Here is a 20,246-nt window from a genome sequence, read left to right as displayed (position 1 = left end):
GCTCAGACGATTTTATCGGACGCACGCGTATGATACCTGTCGCGCTTCGCGCAAGTACGAGTGACGCACGCGAGGTGGGAATCTGTCCTTCGGACGCACCGAGCTGACGCTCTATGGCGCTGCGATCATCGTGGCGCACGATTTATTGAAGCGAGTAGTTCGTGAGCGAGATCGGCAATCACTCTTACGAATGTTTGATCGGCATGACCGGCGTGTGCCGTGATATGTTTTCCAATCGAAGGCAGTCCATCATGAGTTCGCAGCTGCTCAAGCCGCAGTCGATTCAGAGAACGGCAATGGCTTGCAATTACCTCAGCTCTGTTGCCTATAGCGAGTGTGGACGTGCTGCTTCCTACCGAGCCTGATAGTTGCTCTCAATTGCGTTTTCTGTATCCTCCTGAGCATGAATTTCCCCCAGAGGGCCAGGTCGGGTGTTCGTGTTGGTGCTGAAGGGCAAGGCACGTCCAGCGCGGGCACGGCTTTGCGCAAGAGCGTGCCAGGAGATGAGAACGCGGTCGCAAAAGCGGTCGAAGAGCTACTTTCCGAGTTAGGTGGCCCCGGACCGGAGTTCAGCCTTCAAGGCGCGAAGCAGGCGGCCTTGCGCCTGATTCAGTATCCCGAACAGGGCTTCATTTTTGTCGTCGAGGAACAAGGCACCGGGCAGATTGTAGGGGTAGCTAGCATCTCGGCCGTACAGGCCGTGAGAGCAGCCGGAGCGTACGGCGTGCTTCAGGAGCTATGGATTTCTCGTGACTTCCGGAGCTCTGACTGCGGTCGGCATCTGCTCGAGGCGGTAGATTCGGAGGCGAAGCGACGCGGCTGGCAGATGATTGAGGTTGCGTTGCCTCCGGATGGTTATCCGGCCCTAGAACGGGTACGCCACTTCTACGAGGAGAGGGGATATCGGGTTGGAGGATTGCGCGCGCGCAAGAGGCTCTGACAGTAGTACGACCTCTGCGCCACACACTTAAAGCGCTCTGGGCTAGCGTGCTATCGGTAAAGTCCTTCAAGCAGTAAATCCTCGGCTTGTTGCTTCTCAAAACGAACGCTTCACGCGTGCGTCGCGGCCAAGCATGATCGAGAACCTTGACGCTGATGCGGTGCTGACTCCCACCGCGAGCGGTTACCTCTTCGGCCTTCTTGGCGAGAACGTTCGAAAATGTCGGTGATCAATCATTCTGCGTTGTGGGAAGCGATACCGCGACCCGCCCGACCAAAAGGCGACAGGTCGGCGGCGGCCCGTTCCGGGCGGAGCCCGACCCAGCATTACGAATCCTTCTTTTGCGCTTCCCATGCAGTGCGATTTACCGGCTCTGGTTTGAGATCACCGCACACAAACGCCATCCATTCGTCACCAATTACATTCTCTCGGCGACTGGCTAACCAGTCGTCTACCACACTCATTCCTGCAGCTTGGTGCGGCGGACCGGCGCGTGAAAAGATTCCGCACCACCTTGCCACTCCTGCTGGCGAATTTTGAGGAAGGTGAGCGAGATCAGCCATCACACTGATCCGGTAGAAGATTCCGTAATGAGCAATGCGCCGAGTGCCGCGTCCAATACGACATTCGTGCAGCTTCCACCCTGCGCAGGACTGGATGCAAGCGGACCGCTTTCGCTGTTTGGCCCCACCGAAGACGTGGCCGAGGGAATCATGCGCGACAAAGAGCCGCCCTTTTTGATCGACCGTCAGTCCGTCAGGACCGCTCGTCGCGAAGAACCAGCTGAATCGTCCGACTTTCCCCACGCCATCACGCATCAGCGGTACGCGCCAGATGCAATTGTCGCGCGTCATTGCAACGAACATTACGGTCTCGTCCGGACTGAGCACCAGGCCAGTCGGGCCCGGGCCATTAGAAATCAAGCAGTCGATCCGGCCGTCAGGGCACAGTCGAAATGCCCGGCCGGTCCGATCGTGCAATCCAGTCTGGCCCTGATCGGTGAAATAGATGTCGCGTTTGGTCGCGATATGCAGGTCGTTGCAGCCTCTGAAGGACTCGGAATTGCGGTGGCCCAGCAACGGCCGGATGGTCCCTCTCTGTCGATCGAGCTCCAGGAGACCGTTGATATAGTCGGACACGAGCACCCGGCCGTCCGGAGCAACCTTCAGACGTTCGGCCAGCCGTCGTATTCGATGATCAAAGACCAGACGCCCTCCGGTGAAATCCGGAAATGCGGCCGAAGGGGATCTCGACGACATAGAGATTCCCGGACTGGTCGAACGACGGTCCCTCGATGAAACAATCTACTGGATATGCCCCGCGGTTCGCGTCTGCCCATTCCGAAGAAACACCCGGGCGACGAAACTCCGCCGGCATCGACGAGAACACGCTGGTCTCCATCAGCTTGGGCGGGTTTTCGAGATGCTTATGATGCGCCTTCCAGCCTGCGACGCGGCTGGCCCTCGTATTTGTAGCCGAACTGCTTGGGCATTGGGCCCTTGTTGCGATCGTTGCGCCCAGTTTGCTCCCAGGCGTGAGCCAGGATTCCGACCGCGCGCGACAAGCAGAAGATCCCCCGCGCGAGCGGAGAGGCGAAGCCCAGTTCGCCGTAAATGACCGCCGTCGCGCCATCGATGTTCATCGGAATGAGCTTGCTCTTGCGCTGTTGCATCACCCGCTCGATCGCGCGAGCGGCCTTGGCATAATCGCCGCCGACACTGCCCTCGTCAGCTGCGGCATCCACCAGCGCCAATAGCGGGGCCGCGCGCGGGTCGACTGGATGAAACCGGTGGCCGAAGCCCGGCAGATATTTGCTGCGGGTTGCGGTGAAATGGTCGATTGCAGCGCCAGCGGCCTGCTCGATCTCTCGCCCTTGGCGCCGTCGCAGCACATCCTCGTAGAGTTCGATAGCCTGCTCCCCTGCTCCGCCATGCACGTCATCGAGCGTGTTGATTGCCGAGGCCATTGCGCCATTCAGGGGCAGGCCGCAGCTCACCGCCATTTGGGCAATTGCAATGGAGGGCGCGTGCGGACCGTGGTCAACGGATCCAACCAGCGCAGCTTGCAGCAGCTGCTCCTGTGCTGGCGTCGGCAGATTGCCACGCAACATCAGCCAGATCATGGCGGGAAAGGAAACGCGGCCTATCAAATCTTCAATTGGATAACCCCGATAGGCGATGCGACCTGGCGCGATATCGCAAATGGAGGTTCGCCACCAACTGGCCGCTTGCTGTCTCAGTTCTTCTTCGCTCATTTCCAGTTCCGTCCTTTCAACCTGCCGATTGCCAACCGACGCAAGCCGTCGGATGTCATGATATCGGTCCGTCCGTGGCTACGCGGACGGGCAGGAAATCAGCCTCTCCTTGCTTTGGCGTCCCGACGGCTCGGCTTGAGACCAGTTGCTCAACCTCCGCATACGAATAGCCGAGCCGCTGCAGCCATCGCTCAGTGTCTGCTCCGAGCGTCGCAGGTGGTGAAGGCACCGAAAACTCCTCATCCAGCCGGAACCCCGGCCGCGTGATTCGTAACGGCTGCGCACCGTCTTGTTCTGGCGCCAAAGTCTCGACGAATCCGCGCTCAAGGACCTGTGGCTGCTGCAACACTTGCGAGACCGTCAGCACACGGCCGGCAGGGACACCAGCCAGATTCATTTGGGCCTCCCATTCCTCAGCGGGCTTGCAACTCAATGCCTTGTTCAACTCCGCGCTCAGCGCAGCGCGGTTGACCTTGCGCATCTCGCGTCCAGCAAAGCGTGGATCCGCCTTCAGGTCCGGTCGGTCGATCAGGTCGCATAGGGCTTGGTACTGCTTGTGCTCGTTGGCGGAAATGTTCAGCGGGCCCGTCGCGGTGCGAAACGTGCCGGAGGGAGCCGCGGTAAAGTTCTCGTTGCCGATGGGCTGCGGCTCGACCCCGGCGTTCAGGTGGTTGGAGACGACCCATCCCATCGCCGCAACGGTGGCCTCGAGCAGGGACACGTCGATGAACCGACCCCGTTGCCTATGCCGCTGGTCGACCAGAGCCGCGGCGATGGCAAACGCAGCAGTCAGTCCCGCAATCGTGTCCGAGATCGGAAAGCCCGTGCGCAGGGGAGCCGAGGTTATATCGCCGGTGACGCTCATCGCTCCGGAAAGACCCTGGACGATCTGGTCATAGGCCGGACGGGCGGACCACGGTCCGCTCTGCCCAAAGCCGGAGATCGCGCAGTAGACCAGACGCGGGTTCAGCCTGACAAGCACATCAAAGCCGAGGCCAAGGCGTTCCATCACCTTCGGCCGGAAGTTTTCGAGCACCACGTCGGCTTCCTTGACCAGTCGCAAGAACACCTCGCGGCCCGCTTCCGATTTCAGGTCCAGTGCAATCGATTGCTTGCCGGCGTTCACGGCGACAAACGAGAGTCCCTGCAGGCGCTCCGCTCTTTGCGGATCCGCGCCGAGGCGCCGCGCCAGGTCGCCGCCGTTCGGATTTTCCACCTTAATGACCTCCGCGCCAAGGCGCGCAAGATGGTAACCGCAGAACGGACCCGCCAACACGTTTGACAGGTCGAGAACGCGGATACCGGTTAGCGGCAGAGACATCTGAAGAGCCTTCTTGTAGGTGATCCGATAGCGAGCGCTTAGTACGCAACTCATTTCAGTTGCTGCGCAGCACGTTCCGCGAATCGATTCGTGAAGGTCTTGATGAGGTCGATCTTTGCGGCTGCGATCTTCGGATCAAAGTCGCCTAGGACAGCGAGCGGGACCTTGGCCGCGTCGATGTCCATCTGACCGGTTGGCGAGAACAGCGCTTTCGACGCGTTGATGATCTCGATGTTCACCTCGCGATTGTCGGTTTTGTATCCAGGAGGCATCGCGTCGACGAGCTGCTCCGCCGAAACCGTGTTGATCCAGCGATGAGTTTTGAACAAGGCGTTGACGAGGCGCTGGACCGTTTCCGGATTTTTGTCGATGAAGGACTGCTGAAGGTAAAGGCACGCGGTCGGATAGATTCCGCCAAAGGCCTGCCTTGAGCCTTCGACCGTGCGCGCGTCGAACAGCGGTGTCGCACTCTTCTTGCGCGCGAGAAGGGTCGCAATCGGATCGAAATAGACGAGCGCGTCGATATTCTTGGCCTCGAGCGCCACCATGCCCGGTGCACCACTGCCAACCGCGATGATGCTTACATCGCGCGGGCCCAATCCCGATTTTTTGATGTAGTAGCGCGCCATGGTATCGGTCGAGGACCCCGGCGCCGTGATCCCGAGCTTCAGGCCCTTCAGACCGGCACCCGTCTTGACCTTGTCAGCGAGGTCGCCGCGGACACCGAGCAACACGCCGGGAATGTCATTGAGCAGGAACACGCAGGAAATTTGCTTGCCTTGGGCCTGCATCTGAATGGTGTGATCATAAAAACCGACGGTCCCGTCCACGGAGCCGCCGATCAACGCCTGCAAAGCCTTTGAGCCACCGGCCTGGAAGTTCTCGACGGTCACGTCAACCCCTTCTTCCTTGAAGGCGCCCAGCTTCACGCCAAGTTCGAGAGGCATATAGTTGAGGATCTGTGACCCCACTGCGATCTTCAATTTTGTCTTCTCGGGCTCGGCGGCATAAGTCGAGACGACCGGGAATGCGGCTATCGCGATGACCAGCATCAGTCGTGGGAAAGCGTGCATGGGAAACTCCATGAGAATGAGAGAGCGGTACGATCAGGCTTCGTGGGCAGGTGCGGGCCGCCAGACCAGGAGCCGTTTTTCCGCGCGGTCGACAATGGCATCGAGAGCAACGACGAAGGCGGAGAGGACGATGATTCCTGCGAACACTCCGGTCGCGTCGAGGACGCCCTCGGCCTGCGCAATCAGGTGCCCCAGTCCCGCGGACGAACCGAGATATTCGGCGACCACTGCTCCCATCACAGCCATGCCGACCGACACCCGCAGGCTCGACAGGATCCACGTGGTGGCGGACGGCAGGTAGACATGGCGCAGCAGGGAGGACTTCGATGCACGTAGCAGGCGCGCATTCGCGAGCACGACCGGATTGACCTCGCGAACGCCCTGAAAGGTGTTGAAAAAAGCGACGAAGAGAACCAGCGTCACGCCCAGCGCGACCTTGGAGGTGAGGCCCAATCCGAACCAGATGACAAAAATGGGCCCCAGCAAGATGCGCGGGATCGCATTGAACATCTTGATGAAGGGCTGAACGACCTCGGCCGCAAACGGGCTTAAGCCCAACCAGATACCAAGCGCCGTGCCGATCCCGATACCAGCCAGGAAAGACAGGACCGTCTCCAGCAGTGTTATGCTGACATCGGTCCAGAAGTCGGCCGTTGACATCCACTCTCCGATCCTTGCGATGAGTGTCGACGGGGCCGGAAAGAAGAACGGGTCGATCAACCCGGCCCGCACGCCCAATTCCCAGATCAGGATCAGCCCAAGCACGATGGCGAACTGCGTGAGAGCGACCTTAGCCCTGCGTGGCATAGCTTTTCTCCACTTCGACGCCGAGCAGCGACCAGATTTCACGGTAAAGCGCGACGAACTCGTCGGTGGTCTGTAGCGCCGAGACGTCGCGGGGACGAGGCAGCGTGATCCTGACATCGCCAACCATGCGGCTCGCGGGACCGGCAGACATCACAACGACGCGGTCCGCCAGCGTGATCGCCTCATCGAGGTCATGGGTGATGAAAACGAGTGAGCGCCGGTCCGCCTGCCAGAGGTCGAGCAGGATACGGTGCATGAGACGACGGGTGTGAACGTCCAGCGCTGAGAAAGGCTCATCCATCAGGACGATCTTCGGCTGCATGATCAGGGTCTGCGTCATGGCGACCCGCTTGCGCTGGCCGCCGGACAATTGGTGCGGATAGCGCTCCTCGAACCCTTTCAAGCCAACCTTGGTGAGCCAGGGCCGCGCCTCCTCGCGCGCTTTCGCGATCGAGCTTCCCTGAAACACCAGCCCGAGGCCGACATTGTCCTGGGCTGTTTTCCAGGGCAGCAGCCCTTCCTGTTGCAGCATGTAGCCGGACTGACCGTTCAGGCCCCTAAGCGATTTGCCGAAAATGCGAACCTCGCCGGCGGCCGGCTTCAGCAGTCCGGTGACAGTATTGAGAATGGTCGATTTTCCGCAGCCGGTCGGCCCGACCACTGCAACGAATTCGGTTTCGCCAACCTGGAGGTTCATGCTTTTCACGGCGGTGAAGTCGCCGAAGCGAATCATCACGTCGCGCAGGTCGACGGCAAGTGCCGGCTGCCCTTCCATTGTTTCGCTCCGCAGAACCTGTTCTAATGATCAAAACAGGTAACTTTTGCTATATCCGGAGTCAATTGCATTCTGCAACACAGAACGCAGATGAGCATGGGACCTGGACTTTCTATCCATTCTGGATATCTGTTCTGCAGAACAGAACACGAGGCTGTATCAATGGCAAAGACAGGGGTTGATGCGGTCGGGCGCGCCCTGGCGATCCTCAAGGCCTTCGGTCCTGAGCGCGCAGCCATGACGCTGACCGAGATTGCCGAGGCGACGGACTTCTACAAGAGCACGGTCCTTCGCCTTGCCGCATCCCTGGAAGCGGACGGATTCCTGGTGCGGGGGACCGACCGGCTATTTCGACCCGGACCGGAGCTATGGCGCCTTGGGGCGCTCTATCAGCGTGGGCTGGACCTCGGTGACCTGATCAGACCCTCGCTCCATCGTCTGGTCGAAGCAACCGGAGAGACCGCATCCTTCTACATCGCGGAGGGCGACGAGCGCATTTGCCTTTATCGCGTTAATTCTCCGCGTTCCGTCCGGCATCACCTCGAAGAAGGACAACGATTGCCGATTGATCGCGGCGCTGCGGGCCGCGTTCTTACCGCTTACCGCGATTTTGCATTAGCTGATGGAAAGAAGATCAGAGATCGTGGCTTCTACGTCTCGATCGGCGAGCGTGATCCTGAGGTTGCGGCCGCAGCGGTGCCCGTAATCGATGTCTATGGCAAATTGCGGGGCGCGCTCTCAGTCTCCGCCATTCGCACTCGCTTTGATGCGGATGCTCGGAAATCTGCCGTTGAAGTGCTGAAGTCCGAGGCTAAAGCGCTGATTGGTCTGCTGCCTGCCAGTGAGCGCTGAGCTACAATGGCAGCGTTCTATTTATAACGCACAGCTCAGCGGGTGCCGCAATGGCCTCTCCTGAGCGTAGCGCGCATTTCTCGCATTGTTGAGGCCTGCAGATCATCCTCGATCTCGACGCGCCACCCATCCCTGCACGGGCATCAGGAGGGAGGCTTCTTCAAGGCTATTACGCTGCTCGTGTGATGTGTGCTGGTGCGCGTATTCTGAAGCCGTCATGGCCTGACGGCCAAGCTGCGGCGCGCCGACACGCCGACGAAGTGGTGCGGGTCCTCGAGGCGGTGTCGAGCCTGAAGAGCCGCGCCGCGCTCACCACCGCCTATGCGGCCGGGCCAAGGGTCTCCGAGGTCGCGGGACTGCGGATCGAAGACATCGACAGCACCCGCGGTGTCATCCAGGTGCGCCACGGCAAAGGCGCGAAGGATCGCAACGTGATGCTGTCGTCCCAACTGCTCGGCATCCTGCGCACCTACTGGCGGCTCGCCCGGCCGCGGCTTTATCTGTTCCCTGGGCGTGACGAAGGTCACCCGATTGATCCGACCGTGTTGCATGCCGCCTGCCGCTCGGCGGTCAAGGCTGCGGGCCTGACCAAGCGCGTCACGCTGCACACGCTGCGCCACAGCTTCGCGACACATCTTTTTGGAGAACGGAACCGACATCCGGATCATCCAGGTTCTGCTCGGGCACAATAATCCGTCGTCGACGGCGCGCTACACGCAGGTCGCCACCCATACGATCCGGGCGACGCAGAGCCCGCTCGACCGCGTGTCGCTGGAGGTGACGCCACCGGCATGACAACGGCTCCGGGATCCGGCTTATGACCCGCCCCGACGTCCGCCCGCACCGACCCGCCATCGAGATTGCCGATATCTTGCGCCGGCATGGCGACGCCTATCGTCGTGACCATGCCGGTCATCTCGGTCGCGTCGAGCGGCGGGTGATGAACCAAGGCGCTCGGCGGCCATGTCGAGGCCTGCAATGACTGCGGCATGACGCGGATCGCCTATAATTCCTGCCGGAATCGGCATTGTCCGAAGTGTCAGGGGCCAGCCCGAGCCGCGTGGCTTGCCGCGCGAGAAGCCAACCTGCTGCCGGTTCCCTACTTCCACGTCGTCTTTACGCTTCCTGCACCGATCGCCGCGATCGCTTTCCAAAACAAGGCCGTCGTCTATGCCACCTGTTTAAGGCCGCCGCCCAGGCGATGACGACACTTGCTGCCAATCCGCGCCGGCTCGGCGCGGAGATCGGCGGCGTCGCGGTCCTGCACACCCGGGGACAAGCGCTAACGCATCATCCCCCATCCACTGTGTCGTGCCGGGCGGCGGCCCGTCACCTGATGGAACACGCTGGATCGCCAGCCGACCTAACTTCTTCCTGGCCGTCAAACCGCTGTCCCGGCTCTTTCGCTGGCTTTTTCTCAAACGCTGATCGGGGCCTTCAACGCCGGCGCCTTGGCTTCTTCGGCGATCTTGCTTCTCTTGCCGAACTCGACGCTTTCGCTGGTCGCATCAAGCCATGCAGCGCGTCAACTGGGTTGTTTACACCAAGCGGCCCTTCGGCGGACCCGCACAGGTGCTGGCCTATCTCGGCCGCTACACCCATCGCGTCGCGATCGCCAACAGCCGGCTCGTCGCACTCGACAACGATCATGTTACTTTCACATGGAAGGATTACCGCCAGGACGGCGCGACAAAGATCATGAAGCTCAAGCCCGACGAGTTCATTCGCCGCTTCCTGCTTCATACGCTGCCGACGGTTTCCATCGCATCCGCCACTTCGGCTTCATGGCCAACCGCCATCGCGCTGCCAAGCTCGCCTTGCCGCGAACTTCTCGATCATGAGACAGCTCCAAACGACAGCCAGCCGCCGCCTGTGGATTTGGAAGCTCAAACCTGGGCCGAAGTTCCTGCCTCTCCCGATTGTGGTGGCGTCATGCGCATCATTTAGCGCTTTCGACACGGCTTCAGACGCTCAGCCCTCGAACATCACCGTTCCGATGCGACACATCGTGAGCCAAGCCATGCCGTGCACGACGATCATCATTCGTCATTTCGCTCCCAGCGTCTCGATCATCGCGGACGATGTCGACTCCGTGCTTTCACACTCCGCGACAACAACGGTCCGATGCAGCAAAATGCCTATCGCGATCTCCAGTGAAGCGCGTCTGATCTCAACTCTTCCCCGACGCGCACATCTCGTGTCTCTGCCTCACGCGCCGAGCCAGCAGATCGGGCCTTCCGATGTCGAACGTGCTGCATGCTCTGGTCCTCGTCTTCGGCCAGAACGAACGTCAAACTGGATTAAGCCCGAGGGGTAGGGTCAACACCCACGCCTTCCTCGGCGGTGCAAAATCCATGCGCCAGATTCGTGTGCGCGTCGGCGGCGCCACTACAACGATCGCGTGGTTGCCCCCAGCGCATCCAGTACGAGGGCAACCTATGGCGTGAGGACACGACGCGGCAATCCTTCAGCGCGCGGCAATCCTCAGATGGGCTGTGACGGCGTCTTTTGGAGACTCGTACGACTCTCACGGCTACTCGCCGTTCCCAGCCGGTGGTCGGCCGCAGTCGACTCCTCTGGCGCGATTTGGCGGATTGTTAGCAAAGTTGCGCGACTGTCCGACCGCCTACATCTGTTCGTCGGAGCCGTGGCCTCTCGCGAGATCCCGTGTCCGTTGCATCGTGCGGGAAAAATATTCGTCGCGCTCGCGGCGCACGCGCTCTTGATGCGCTCTGAAATTCGCAACGCGTTTGCTGATGTGCTCTCGCTCGGAGGTGTTCCAGCTCAACCGCCGGGCAGAATCGGGCGGGGAAGCTTTTGCGATTGGCGCGATGGGTGCTACCAGCTTTGGAATAGGCGCTACGCTCCGTGCGCGTTCTACGAGTGCCGCGGATTGTTGAACCAGCGCCTCCAGTTCCTTCTTCCAGTTCATCTTCCATGTTCTCCGAACAGTCATGGGAGCATGCTAATTTGGTGCGGTACGCTCGTCCAGCTACCCCTTTTGGTAGTTGCGAGGCCGCTGCTTGTCCGCAAAATAGTGGCCGATGAGCCATCTGGGCCGATGAAATTCGCGGCTTCCCTGCTAGGAGAACCCACCCACGTAACCTTCGTCACCCAAGTGACGCAACAGGATGGAAGATCAGAACGATGCGACCTGGGGCAAACCCGTCGGCTGTGCCTGGTCTCTGGCATGAAAGCATGATCGCCCAGGCTCGCCATACTCGAACTCCTCAAGCGAACTACGCTGACGCCGAAGCAGCGGAGATTGTGCGTCAATGCGCGAATCGCCCGAATGGTCCGACCAGAACTACCCTACAGTATTGCTCAAATGGGAGATGGGAGTGGCGAGGGGTGTTGTGAAATGGTTTAACGCGACGAAGGGTTTCGGCTTCATTCAGCCGGATGGGGGCGGCCAAGACATTTTTGTACACATAAGCGCCCTGGAGCGCGCTGGCCTCTCTGACCTGCGGGAAGGGCAGGCAGTCTCTTACGAGCTTAAAGTCGACCCGAGGCGCGGTAAAAGCAGTGCGGAAGATCTGCGTGTCTGATTTCATGTCGTAGGCGTCTGGCCTCAGCCCCCCTCCCAAGTCTGGCGCTTACCTCGGAACGACCCCAGCCGCTTTAAGCACTGGGGTCGTTTCATTTCTCGCCAATTTTCGACGTTTCGCGGGTCCGAATACAAGCGAACGTAGCTAGCGATGCTCGCTAGCGCAACGCCTCTTTGTCCCGTTTGGTAGACGGGTAACAGTCAGTCCGCCCGCTCGTCATAGCGCGATTTGAAGGCGCTCGCGAGCGGCTTATTGGTCGGAAGGTCATCCTCGCCGATCATCCTGGACTGGAGGTGGTGGCGCCGGCGCTGATCAAACCCGATACCATGCTGCGGCGCGAGTTCAACAGTGTGGACCAACGAAGGGATGGGAAAGCTAAGCAAGGACTCTCGAGCGGTTCGAGAGGGCTACGATATAAGGCTATTTCTGCGCGAGCTCCCTTCGCCGGACGTTGGATCCGGTCAAGGTCGCCAGCCTCGAGGGCTCACAAGCAGGCAATTCGTAGATTGTGGGCAGGCTCCTCAACGCCCTCCATCAGGAGCCTTCGGGGATCACGACGCCGCACCTGCGGCCGCGGTTGTGCATGCGGTCGCCGCGTTCTTTGCTCAGCCACACGCCTGGCGTGTACGCTGAAGCTGAAACCGCGTAGTCGCCCTTCAAGTGCTGGATGATCTCGCCGAGAAATGATACGCAGCGGCGATGATCGTTTACCTTCACATCAATAAGTGTCGGGGCAGGGCTGGATTGAATTTACCTTAATTGGGCGGGGCCATCTTTGGTGAGTGCTCGTCCAGTCGCCACGCCATTATGGGATCGCTCTCCGCCCTAGAGCCTCTCGTCGTGGAGGTTGGCAATCCTCTTGGCGCAGCGAACCGGCTAGAACTGAAAATCGAATTTTGAGATGCGCGAAGGCAATGCCGAACTCACCTATCGGAATTCCAAGGGGATTTTGCTGAGCCGGGACATTTCGGGCGTCCACCACCGATCCGCGCCCCTCGTAGTCTAATTTATGTAACCGCGGAACGCTTCCGTCCATCATTAGGGCTTCGCACGGACCAACATACGGCCCGTTGGCATCGCGCGTTGAAGCCCACTTGAGGATTCAAAGCCGGAGCGGCTGCTAGCATCAATGCTAAAGCTCGATCCGTCCTCCTAATGAACCAGCGCATGCGACGGCACCTTGAAACATCGCGCTTCCGATCGGCATCAAGCGTCGGCGCCTATCTGGGTCTTACGCCTCGATGCAACCACTCTGGCGAAACTGGGCAAGATATCACGATGGGGCGACCGTCTTCTCCCAACCTACCTGTACGAGGCGGCGATCGTCCTGCTTCATCGAACGAAGAAATGGTCCTCTCTTAGGGCTTGGGGCATGAAGCTCGCTAAGCGGATTGGCATGCGAAAGGCAAAGGTCGCCATCGCGCGCAAACTCGCCATCCTTCTTCACTGTATCTGGGTCTACGGCACATCGTTCGACTGGGGCCAGGGGAAGGAAGCCTGATCCGATCTTGTAGAGTTCCTGGTCCGGTCTGCCGGACTGGCGATGTCTCGCTGGGACGGTGTTGTGGCGGCCTCGGTCAATCAGGCGGTGGCGGCTCGTCCGCACTCCGCTGCAAACGTTGAGGCGCCCGACCCCGACATCATCATGAGACGCTGCGCGACTTGGAAAGGACCATGATCCCAGCGAAGACCTCAACCAGCCCCGGCGATCCAATGCACGTATCAGCCGGCCCGCGCCGTCTCCGCAATCCGGACCAGCTCCGACGGCGCGAGCACTACCACCGTGCCGTGGGCGAGTTCAGAAATGTAAGTTTGACAACAAACCGCAATTAACGGGCCGATTGACACCCAGCGCGCGCGTACGCAGGCGAGGCAATCGCGGCTCCCCGGAGATCATGATCCGCGAGCGCCCTGCTAAAGCTGCCGAAGCAGTGCCGGGACATCGTGAGTGAGACCTCCTCCTCGGTGTTGGCAGCTCGGCAATCTGCAGGCCGTCCGAACGCACGAAAGGCATCACGATGCTATTGCACCGTTCGTTTGGCGGGGTTGGCGAAGCGCAGCGCCTGGTGGCGAGCGACGCAGCTCTTCGAGTAAGGTCAGGCCCTCTTTCACGACGCCGGCCGGAACGACAGTCCCACTCAGGACGCCAGTCGAGGACACCGAGTGCCGTTTGTCGTGTGTCAACTATCAACTCTCGCAGTTGATGGAGAGAACGACCCATGCAACCGTAACGATCGGATACCACCGATGCAGGTCGATTAACATCCGGAGAGACGCCCGTGCCATGCGGCGCCACGTCCATGGATGAAAAATGCGTACAAGCAGCGGCTGATCATCGACAAATCAAACGGGCGGATCCTTCGTACAGTGATGTTTAATAATGACGAGTGACGGCACAGAATCTTCGCTCCGCATCTGGCTCGCCGTCATCGTGCTAGGCATCGCCTCGTTTCACATCGTCTTGGCAGAGATAGCACCTATCGGGCTGTTGTCTCAGATTGCTCGCGACCTCGGACGAGATCAGGCAGCGGTCGGGCTCACGGTGGCCCTCTATGCCTGGATCGGTGCTGCCAGCGGTCTGTTGTCACCCGTTCTGCTTCAGAAGTTTCCTCGCAAGCCGCTACTCATCGCCTTGACTCTTATCCTTTCCGCAACAACGTTTGCGGCGACGATGTCTCACACTTTCGAAGGGTTGTTGCTGGCACGCACGGTGGGCGCTGTCGTTCACGGTTTCTATTGGGCCATGGCGGCTGCGGTTGCGTCTAAGATTGCGCCGTCCCGCAGTATGGGTGTTGCGATGGCAATCGTATTTGGCGGGATCTCGATGGCGACCGTTGTTGGCGTGCCGCTCGCGAACTTCGTCGGTCAGGTGAGCGGATGGCGTGCAGCGTTCAGATTAATTGGCGCCATCGGACTGATCACCTCAGCCCTGATGGTGGCAGTTCTTCCGAAAATGCAGGCCGGGACGCCAGCGGGATGGAGAGAGCTTGGATCAGTCTGCCGCAGGCATGACCTGTTGGGGATCTATGCCGTAACGACATTCATGGCGGCGGCGCATTTCGGGGCGTACACATTTATAGAACCATTCCTCAGCGAGATTCCAAACGTTGCCCAAGTCATGATCGGCGCGCTGTTGTTCGGCTTTGGCGGAGCAGGATTCCTGGGGAACATCCTGGCGGGCGTCCTCATCGACCGCTTCATGAAGCCCATCATCACTGCGGGGCTGCTTGCTCTGTGTCTGGCGCTCGTTGGCCTTGGATGGTTTGGTCCCCACTTGGGGACAGGCCGGGTCCTTGTCTTGCTGGTCATCTGGGGCGCTGCCGTCGCGGCGCTGTTCGCGGGACTCCAGACCTGGATCCTGCGCGCCGCCGGTTCGACAGTGATGACTGCTGCCGCGATGCACTCGGCGGTCATCAATTCGGCCATCGGCTTCGGAGCCGTCCTTGGCGCCCAGATGTTGACTGTAGCCGGCCCATCAGGAGTGATGCTGGCAGCTGGTATGGTCGTCATCATCCCTCTGCTGATAGTTCTCCCGCAAGCAGCCCCAGAGGGTGATCTAAAAAAGGGGGCGTTGCTTGATGGATAACGCCGCAGCCGTGCGCACCGCGCGGATCGCCGCGTGCCCTACCACGAATGTCGCACGAAACCTTCCGCTGGTACGCGAGCGTTGGACCAAAATGTTCGTGCAGCCAAGCGGACCGGTCGAAGGGGGTGAAACACCACGCCAGGCCTTGCCCGAGAACTCGTTGAGGAACTCGGCATCGAGGTTTCTGGCGATGTACGCGAACATCTCGGGCGATTGCGCCGTTGCGGCATTGCGAGGAGCATTCGGTCGAGCGGTCTACCGCACTGCGGAACACTTTTGCATTCTTTCCACACAACAATGTCTCTGTCCTGAGATTACCCGGCATTCTAGCATCATAATTGGCGCTACCCGACAGACGGGCAAGCTCGCCTTCTTCATCCCGTGAGCGCCCTCACGCTGGCGTGTGACGCGCTTCTCGATGATCGGTCCTATCGCGCTCAACCGAAGGCGCTCTTTGCTGGCTCTTCTGAGGCACTGCCGAGCAGCTGAGCCATCATCGCCTTCCTGCGCGAAATGAGCAAGCTGATGACCTATTTGCGTGCTTTCCTGATTGAGCGCTCACCAGCATCACAATGGCATTCCAAGCAGCGACTTTGATCAATTGCGTCCTTAGACCCACTGGGATCTCAAAGCCATGGTCTAGAACTGGGCTTACTGTCAATGAACGCGCATGATGGTGCCTTAAGACGAGACGCAAGATCGGCGCGGCCTCTAGATCAAGTTTACGCGCTAGACACGTCCGACCAACGGCCGATGATCCAATGCGACGGCCATCCCGAAACGAGTGAAGCGACCTGCCACAATGCGCTCGGAAATGTTGTCATCTGGCGCGGACTCTCCAGACACACCGGATCGAACTCTGCGCCGAAATTGGAGCGGTTGGAAATGTGGGTAAATGAAGTCTCATCGAACAGTTCCACCGCTGCGGCTTTGGAGCGGCTGTTTCCGCGGTCAGCGTGAGTTTCCGGTGCGCCAACCTGTCGAGCAGATTGACTCGCCGCAACTGCAAAATCGGACTAGTGGCACACCCGATAAAAATCCATTAGCGTAAGCTTCCTATGTTTAGCTTGCCTGATTTGCGTGTACTGGAAGTCGCGGCTGTCGTCATCGAAGAGGGCAGCATGAGCGCGGCCGGCCTCAGACTTGGCATCACTCAATCGGCCGTTTCACAAGCGATGAAGCGCGCGGAGGCGCATATTGGCGCGTCCCTCGTCCGTCGCGATCGTCGTCCTCTTGGGCCCACGGAGGCGGGGCAAGCTCTGCTCACCCACATGCGCGAGATAACCCTGCGCGTCGGACGAGCTGTCGAGGAAATGCGGGCCGCCGCAGCGCGTCCCGAACGCGAGGACCTTCGGCTCGGGATGATCGACACGTTCGCGTCCACAGTTGGACCACTGTTGGTCCGCAGCCTCATGGCGGGTTCAATCGCGCTTCGCGTGAGCGCGTATTCGGGGCTGGTACCCGCGCACGCCGAGGCATTGATGCGCAACGAGATCGATGCAGCTGTCACATCGGATCCAATGGAGGGCGTTGACGAAGTTACCCCATTACCCCTATTGCGCGAGCCATTCCTCCTGGTAGCACCGATTGCCTGGGCGGATACTCTTCGCGATCGTCCACTGGACGACCTACTCCTCGAGCACCGACTTATCCGCTACACTGCGCGTTCGCACATGGGAACGCAAATTGAACGTCATCTCCGGCGTCTAAGGATAGAGCATCCGCAGACGATGTCGTTCGACACGTCGGACTCGCTGCTCTCGATGGTCGCCAATGGCATGGGCGTGGCGATTACAACACCCCTGTGCATATTGCAGGCTGCCGTCCATCGACCGGCGCTCGAAGTCATGCCATTGCCGGCGACCGGCCTCTCGCGCACGATCGCGTTGGTGACTAAGCAAGGCGGATTAGACACGTTGGCTGCGCGAATAGCGGATGATATTCGTGTGCTCCTGCGGAACTGGACCTTGCCCCAGATCGCTGCTCAAATTCCCTGGATGGCTCGTTCCGTCGGCAGCATCGTGTCACCCGGACCCTCGACGAACAGTATAACCCTAATTAATCATACTTATTAGCCTCCATAACATCTCCGATCTCAGCTTTAACTCTCGCCCGTCTTCGGAGAGAGTTGTTTGCGTAGCGTCCGAACCCGGGATCAGAGATGTCAGCGACTCGCACCGAAATAGACAGTCTAGGAACGCGCGAGCTGCCGCTGCGCGCCCTGTACGGCTTGGCCTCCCTGCGTGGGAGCGAGAATTTCGACATCTCACTCCAGAAGCTCGGTGATCAGCCGGCACTTCTTCGGGCATTAGCGCGCATCAAGCGCGCTGCCGCGGCGGCGAACCGTGAGCTCGGAGCCCTCGACGCCAAAGTAGCAGGAGCACTAATCGCGGCTGCGGACGAGGTCATTGCTGGTAAACACGATCGGCAGTTTATCATCGATTTGCTCGAAGGCTCCGGCGGCACATCGATCAACATGAACATGAATGAGGTTCTGGCGAACCGGGCCCTGCAAATTGTCGGTGAAAAGCCCGGCCGGTACGACGTGATCCACCCAAATGATCACGTGAACCTTTGCCAGTCGACGAACGATGTGCTGCCCTCGGCGCTCAAGTTGGCGGCGCACGAAAAGTCCGGCGATCTGGTGGGTGCGCTGGAACAGGTGGCGGCCGCTCTTTCGGAGCGGGCCATTGTATTCGCTGACGTATTGCGCGTCGGCCGCACATGCATGCAGGCCGCCCAGCCGATGACGCTCGGTCAGGCGTTCGGCGGTTACGCATCAGCGATCAAGCGGCTCTCCTTGAAGCTGTCCGTGGCGCGCCAGGAATTGATGGTGCTTCCCCTCGGAGGCACTGCGATTGGCACCGGGCTCGGAGCAGTGCCGGGCTATCGCCGTGCCGTCTATGGACATCTTGCGGCGATCTTGGGCGCCGCGGTACGCCCAGGCGACGACATGTTCGATGCCATGCAGAACGCCGACGCCTTCGCACGCGTGTCGTCGGAAATCCGCATCGCAGCAGAGGTATTGGCGAAAATTGCCTCTGACCTGATCATCCTTTCCTCTGGGCCAAATACGGGGCTTGGCGAGTTGCGGTTGCCCGCTCTCCAGCCCGGTTCTTCGATCATGCCAGGTAAACTCAATCCAGTTCTGCCGATGATGATCCAGCAAGTTGCGTTCGCTATCGTCGGCAACGACGCCGCAGTATCCCTCTCTGCGTTGAGCGGCCAACTCGAAATCAATCACTTCGAGCCAGTCATCGCCTCGCGCCTGTTCGATTCGATCGAGCTTTTGACGCGATCGGCCAGAATATTTGCCGACCACTGCATCTCGGGGATCCGGGCAAATCGGGAACGGTCGCTCAGCAACTTGATGCAATCTTCGGCTCTTGCGACCGTGTTCGTACCGCGCCTGGGTTATGAACAGGTATCGACACTTGTCCTTGCAGCCGCTGAGCAAATGCGGCCCTTCGTCGAAATCGCGATCGACCGCGGACTTCTGAACCGTAGCGCGGTTTTGCAGATGCTGCACGAGAGCACCCGTTATCGCGAGAATGGCGCATGAGCCGCGATTCTGCACCTGCCCTTGTACGGGAAGGGCTCACGAGCATGCCGCGAGTCGATGCACAACACCGGAGGATCAACCTACGAAGGTCATACCACAGCCAACTCGCCATCGCCCTGTCTCAACCCGATGCGGCGGATGAGACGATGCGCCGCGATCGAGAGGCCGCTTGTTCATGGGTCAGTGCTCCGGCCTCTCTTCAAGTCGTGCTTATACGGACGCGCCTGGCCGAAGTGCCAAGGGCAGTGATCGGCAAAATCAGCAAACACGTAAGAAATTGTCGATAACGTATTCTAACCATTCGCGTGGGGCCGTCCTGGCCTCCGCCAATCTTCACATCCTGTTCGGCCGGTAGCCCGATCAAGATGTGCAAGTTCTCCGATAGCTGGTTACGGCCTGATTCACCTGATGATACATTCACGAGGCGTGATCGAGTCCCGCAGGTTCGAACACGGGCCCAACATTTTTTCGTTCGTTCGCTGCCGTATTCAAGACGGCACTGAGGCACGCGAAATCCATCCGATGCCGAGAGGCAGCTGCGCGCGTCAGAATCTCATCCGTCGTCTCGACTGGGGCCCAGCTGAAGTTTCCCCACTCCCAGCCGTTGTTTATGTCGTATGCGACATTCGGTTTGAGTATAAGGTAAGGTCAATCAAGATGCTCTGGCTATAGGCCTTGTCGATGACCGTGCCAGTGTTTACCTGGTTTGTAGCAAAAGTTAGCATCACCTTTTGTATTGGCGTCATTGCATTTAGCTGCTTGCCATAGAGTGGCAACGCGCAAAGGGGTTCGCATTTCCATTCACCAATTCGGAAACGCCGCATGTTACTGGTGTGACAGTCAGTTCTCGATTGAGATCACCCCCGCTTCACGGCCGACCACATTGCCGCTGCCTTGGGCCGTTTCGACTTCCAGCCTTTGGCCGATATCAATGCCGTAAGAGCTGACGCCCTTAATTTGGCCGGTAGGGCGCGCAATCGGGCCGCCAAGCAGTTTGGAGTGGCGATCAGCACGGCGATCGGCTGGATGAAGCGGGTCGATGAGACCGGCAGCGTTGCTCGGGGCCAGATGGGTTGGAAAACCATTACCTTTCTGGCGGCCCTGCGCCATGACCGGATCGATGCGCCATGGTTCATCGAGGGACCAATCATGGCGTGAGCTTCCGGATCTATGTGGAGAAGGTTCTCCTACCGACCCTTCGGCCCGGCGACATCGTCGTCCCGGACAATCTCGGCAGCCACAAAAGCAAAGCCGTGCGCCAGCTCATCCGCTTCGCCGGAGCAAAGCTCTTCTTCCTGCCAAAATACTCACCCGACCTGAACCCCATCGAACAAGTCTTTGCCAAACTCAAGCATCTGCTCCGCAAGGCAGCCGCACGAACCGTCGATGCGGTCTGCGCCGCCATCGGCGAACTCCTTTATGCATTTACATCCGAAGAATGCGCCAACTACCTCAAAAACTCAGGCTATCGAAGCTAGTCCCATCACGCTTTAAGGGCGAGCCTCCCAGGAGGCTAGCGCCCAATGCT

At 59.7% G+C, this 20,246-nt stretch carries 15 protein-coding genes and 4 pseudogenes; 11 read left to right on the top strand and 8 right to left on the bottom strand.

The features are described from left to right. The first annotated feature begins 481 nt into the window (after positions 1-481). Positions 482-940, top strand: a complete 459-nt coding sequence (locus tag AC0L3J_RS14685) for a GNAT family N-acetyltransferase (protein WP_473347452.1) — start codon at positions 482-484, stop codon at positions 938-940. Positions 941-1,266: 326 nt separating this feature from the next. Here AC0L3J_RS14685 and AC0L3J_RS14680 read toward each other — a convergent pair whose 3' ends face one another. The 6 genes from AC0L3J_RS14680 to AC0L3J_RS14655 form a co-directional block, all read right to left on the bottom strand. Then, positions 1,267-2,199 (bottom strand): SMP-30/gluconolactonase/LRE family protein, encoded by a 933-nt coding sequence (locus AC0L3J_RS14680; protein ID WP_473347451.1) that lies wholly within the window; start codon positions 2,197-2,199, stop codon positions 1,267-1,269. A 167-nt stretch (positions 2,200-2,366) separates the two neighbouring features. Continuing rightward, complete coding sequence (locus AC0L3J_RS14675; RefSeq protein ID WP_007599998.1) at positions 2,367-3,194, bottom strand: citryl-CoA lyase; 828 nt, start codon at positions 3,192-3,194, stop codon at positions 2,367-2,369. 55 nt (positions 3,195-3,249) lie between these two features. After that, positions 3,250-4,515: a CaiB/BaiF CoA transferase family protein gene (locus tag AC0L3J_RS14670; RefSeq protein WP_473347450.1), complete on the bottom strand. Its 1,266-nt coding sequence runs from the start codon at positions 4,513-4,515 to the stop codon at positions 3,250-3,252. A 50-nt stretch (positions 4,516-4,565) separates the two neighbouring features. Further along, a complete protein-coding gene (locus AC0L3J_RS14665; RefSeq protein ID WP_473347449.1) occupies positions 4,566-5,588 on the bottom strand; it encodes an ABC transporter substrate-binding protein in 1,023 nt (340 codons plus the stop codon). Between the two features lie 33 nt (positions 5,589-5,621). After that, entirely contained in the window at positions 5,622-6,395 is a 774-nt protein-coding gene (locus tag AC0L3J_RS14660) for an ABC transporter permease (protein ID WP_473347448.1), read from the bottom strand. Next, complete coding sequence (locus AC0L3J_RS14655) at positions 6,379-7,170, bottom strand: ABC transporter ATP-binding protein (protein WP_473347447.1); 792 nt, start codon at positions 7,168-7,170, stop codon at positions 6,379-6,381. The genes AC0L3J_RS14660 and AC0L3J_RS14655 overlap by 17 nt, the downstream gene beginning before the upstream one ends. Positions 7,171-7,332: 162 nt before the next feature. Between AC0L3J_RS14655 and AC0L3J_RS14650 the strand changes: the two genes are divergently transcribed. The 4 genes and pseudogenes from AC0L3J_RS14650 to AC0L3J_RS14635 all read left to right on the top strand — a co-directional run bounded on the left by AC0L3J_RS14650 (position 7,333) and on the right by AC0L3J_RS14635 (position 9,969). Continuing rightward, positions 7,333-8,022 carry an IclR family transcriptional regulator gene (locus tag AC0L3J_RS14650; protein ID WP_085394625.1) on the top strand — a complete coding sequence of 230 codons (690 nt, stop codon included), beginning with the start codon at positions 7,333-7,335 and terminating at the stop codon, positions 8,020-8,022. Between the two features lie 251 nt (positions 8,023-8,273). Next, positions 8,274-8,817: pseudogene (locus tag AC0L3J_RS14645) on the top strand (tyrosine-type recombinase/integrase); the annotation flags it as partial. Positions 8,818-9,011: 194 nt separating this feature from the next. Further along, positions 9,012-9,227 (top strand): transposase zinc-binding domain-containing protein, encoded by a 216-nt coding sequence (locus AC0L3J_RS14640; RefSeq protein ID WP_473347446.1) that lies wholly within the window; start codon positions 9,012-9,014, stop codon positions 9,225-9,227. Positions 9,228-9,333: 106 nt separating this feature from the next. Beyond that, a pseudogene (locus tag AC0L3J_RS14635) lies at positions 9,334-9,969 on the top strand (transposase). A gap of 679 nt (positions 9,970-10,648) precedes the next feature. Here the strand turns inward: AC0L3J_RS14635 and AC0L3J_RS14630 are convergent. Next, on the bottom strand, positions 10,649-10,954 hold the full coding sequence (locus AC0L3J_RS14630; RefSeq protein ID WP_473347445.1) for a hypothetical protein: 306 nt from the start codon (positions 10,952-10,954) through the stop codon (positions 10,649-10,651). Positions 10,955-11,363: 409 nt separating this feature from the next. On the opposite strand from AC0L3J_RS14630, the gene AC0L3J_RS14625 reads away from it, so the two are divergent. From AC0L3J_RS14625 to AC0L3J_RS14605, 5 genes and pseudogenes are all read left to right on the top strand, one after another. Next, on the top strand, positions 11,364-11,570 hold the full coding sequence (locus AC0L3J_RS14625) for a cold-shock protein (RefSeq protein ID WP_007605570.1): 207 nt from the start codon (positions 11,364-11,366) through the stop codon (positions 11,568-11,570). Between the two features lie 1,191 nt (positions 11,571-12,761). Beyond that, positions 12,762-13,071, top strand: a pseudogene (locus AC0L3J_RS14620) (transposase); the annotation flags it as partial. An 879-nt stretch (positions 13,072-13,950) separates the two neighbouring features. Beyond that, positions 13,951-15,156: an MFS transporter gene (locus AC0L3J_RS14615; RefSeq protein ID WP_259217615.1), complete on the top strand. Its 1,206-nt coding sequence runs from the start codon at positions 13,951-13,953 to the stop codon at positions 15,154-15,156. A 1,121-nt stretch (positions 15,157-16,277) separates the two neighbouring features. After that, entirely contained in the window at positions 16,278-17,231 is a 954-nt protein-coding gene (locus tag AC0L3J_RS14610; protein WP_473347444.1) for a LysR family transcriptional regulator, read from the top strand. Between the two features lie 86 nt (positions 17,232-17,317). Continuing rightward, on the top strand, positions 17,318-18,718 hold the full coding sequence (locus tag AC0L3J_RS14605) for an aspartate ammonia-lyase (RefSeq protein WP_473347443.1): 1,401 nt from the start codon (positions 17,318-17,320) through the stop codon (positions 18,716-18,718). An 840-nt stretch (positions 18,719-19,558) separates the two neighbouring features. Here the strand turns inward: AC0L3J_RS14605 and AC0L3J_RS14600 are convergent. Then, positions 19,559-19,828: a hypothetical protein gene (locus AC0L3J_RS14600; protein WP_157233980.1), complete on the bottom strand. Its 270-nt coding sequence runs from the start codon at positions 19,826-19,828 to the stop codon at positions 19,559-19,561. On the opposite strand from AC0L3J_RS14600, the pseudogene AC0L3J_RS14595 reads away from it, so the two are divergent. Further along, positions 19,793-20,196: pseudogene (locus tag AC0L3J_RS14595) on the top strand (IS630 family transposase); the annotation flags it as partial. The gene AC0L3J_RS14600 and the pseudogene AC0L3J_RS14595 sit on opposite strands and share 36 nt — an antisense overlap. Positions 20,197-20,246: the final 50 nt, after the last annotated feature.

Source organism: Bradyrhizobium sp. Kon37, assembly GCF_055807535.1.
Note: the sequence above shows the minus strand (reverse complement) of the source record. Positions and strands in the feature narration are given on the sequence as shown.

Bases quoted from the DNA above. Each gene is read 5' to 3' on its own strand.
- AC0L3J_RS14610 (WP_473347444.1), top strand. From the start codon at position 16,278: ATGAGCGCGGCCGGCCTCAGACTTGGCATCACTCAATCGGCCGTTTCA.
- AC0L3J_RS14660 (WP_473347448.1), bottom strand. From the start codon at position 6,395: ATGCCACGCAGGGCTAAGGTCGCTCTCACGCAGTTCGCCATCGTGCTT.
- AC0L3J_RS14615 (WP_259217615.1), top strand. From the start codon at position 13,951: ATGACGAGTGACGGCACAGAATCTTCGCTCCGCATCTGGCTCGCCGTC.
- AC0L3J_RS14640 (WP_473347446.1), top strand. From the start codon at position 9,012: ATGACGCGGATCGCCTATAATTCCTGCCGGAATCGGCATTGTCCGAAG.
- AC0L3J_RS14675 (WP_007599998.1), bottom strand. From the start codon at position 3,194: ATGAGCGAAGAAGAACTGAGACAGCAAGCGGCCAGTTGGTGGCGAACC.
- AC0L3J_RS14650 (WP_085394625.1), top strand. From the start codon at position 7,333: ATGGCAAAGACAGGGGTTGATGCGGTCGGGCGCGCCCTGGCGATCCTC.
- AC0L3J_RS14655 (WP_473347447.1), bottom strand. From the start codon at position 7,170: ATGGAAGGGCAGCCGGCACTTGCCGTCGACCTGCGCGACGTGATGATT.
- AC0L3J_RS14665 (WP_473347449.1), bottom strand. From the start codon at position 5,588: ATGCACGCTTTCCCACGACTGATGCTGGTCATCGCGATAGCCGCATTC.
- AC0L3J_RS14680 (WP_473347451.1), bottom strand. From the start codon at position 2,199: ATGTCGTCGAGATCCCCTTCGGCCGCATTTCCGGATTTCACCGGAGGG.
- AC0L3J_RS14670 (WP_473347450.1), bottom strand. From the start codon at position 4,515: ATGTCTCTGCCGCTAACCGGTATCCGCGTTCTCGACCTGTCAAACGTG.
- AC0L3J_RS14600 (WP_157233980.1), bottom strand. From the start codon at position 19,828: ATGGCGCAGGGCCGCCAGAAAGGTAATGGTTTTCCAACCCATCTGGCC.
- AC0L3J_RS14630 (WP_473347445.1), bottom strand. From the start codon at position 10,954: ATGAACTGGAAGAAGGAACTGGAGGCGCTGGTTCAACAATCCGCGGCA.
- AC0L3J_RS14605 (WP_473347443.1), top strand. From the start codon at position 17,318: ATGTCAGCGACTCGCACCGAAATAGACAGTCTAGGAACGCGCGAGCTG.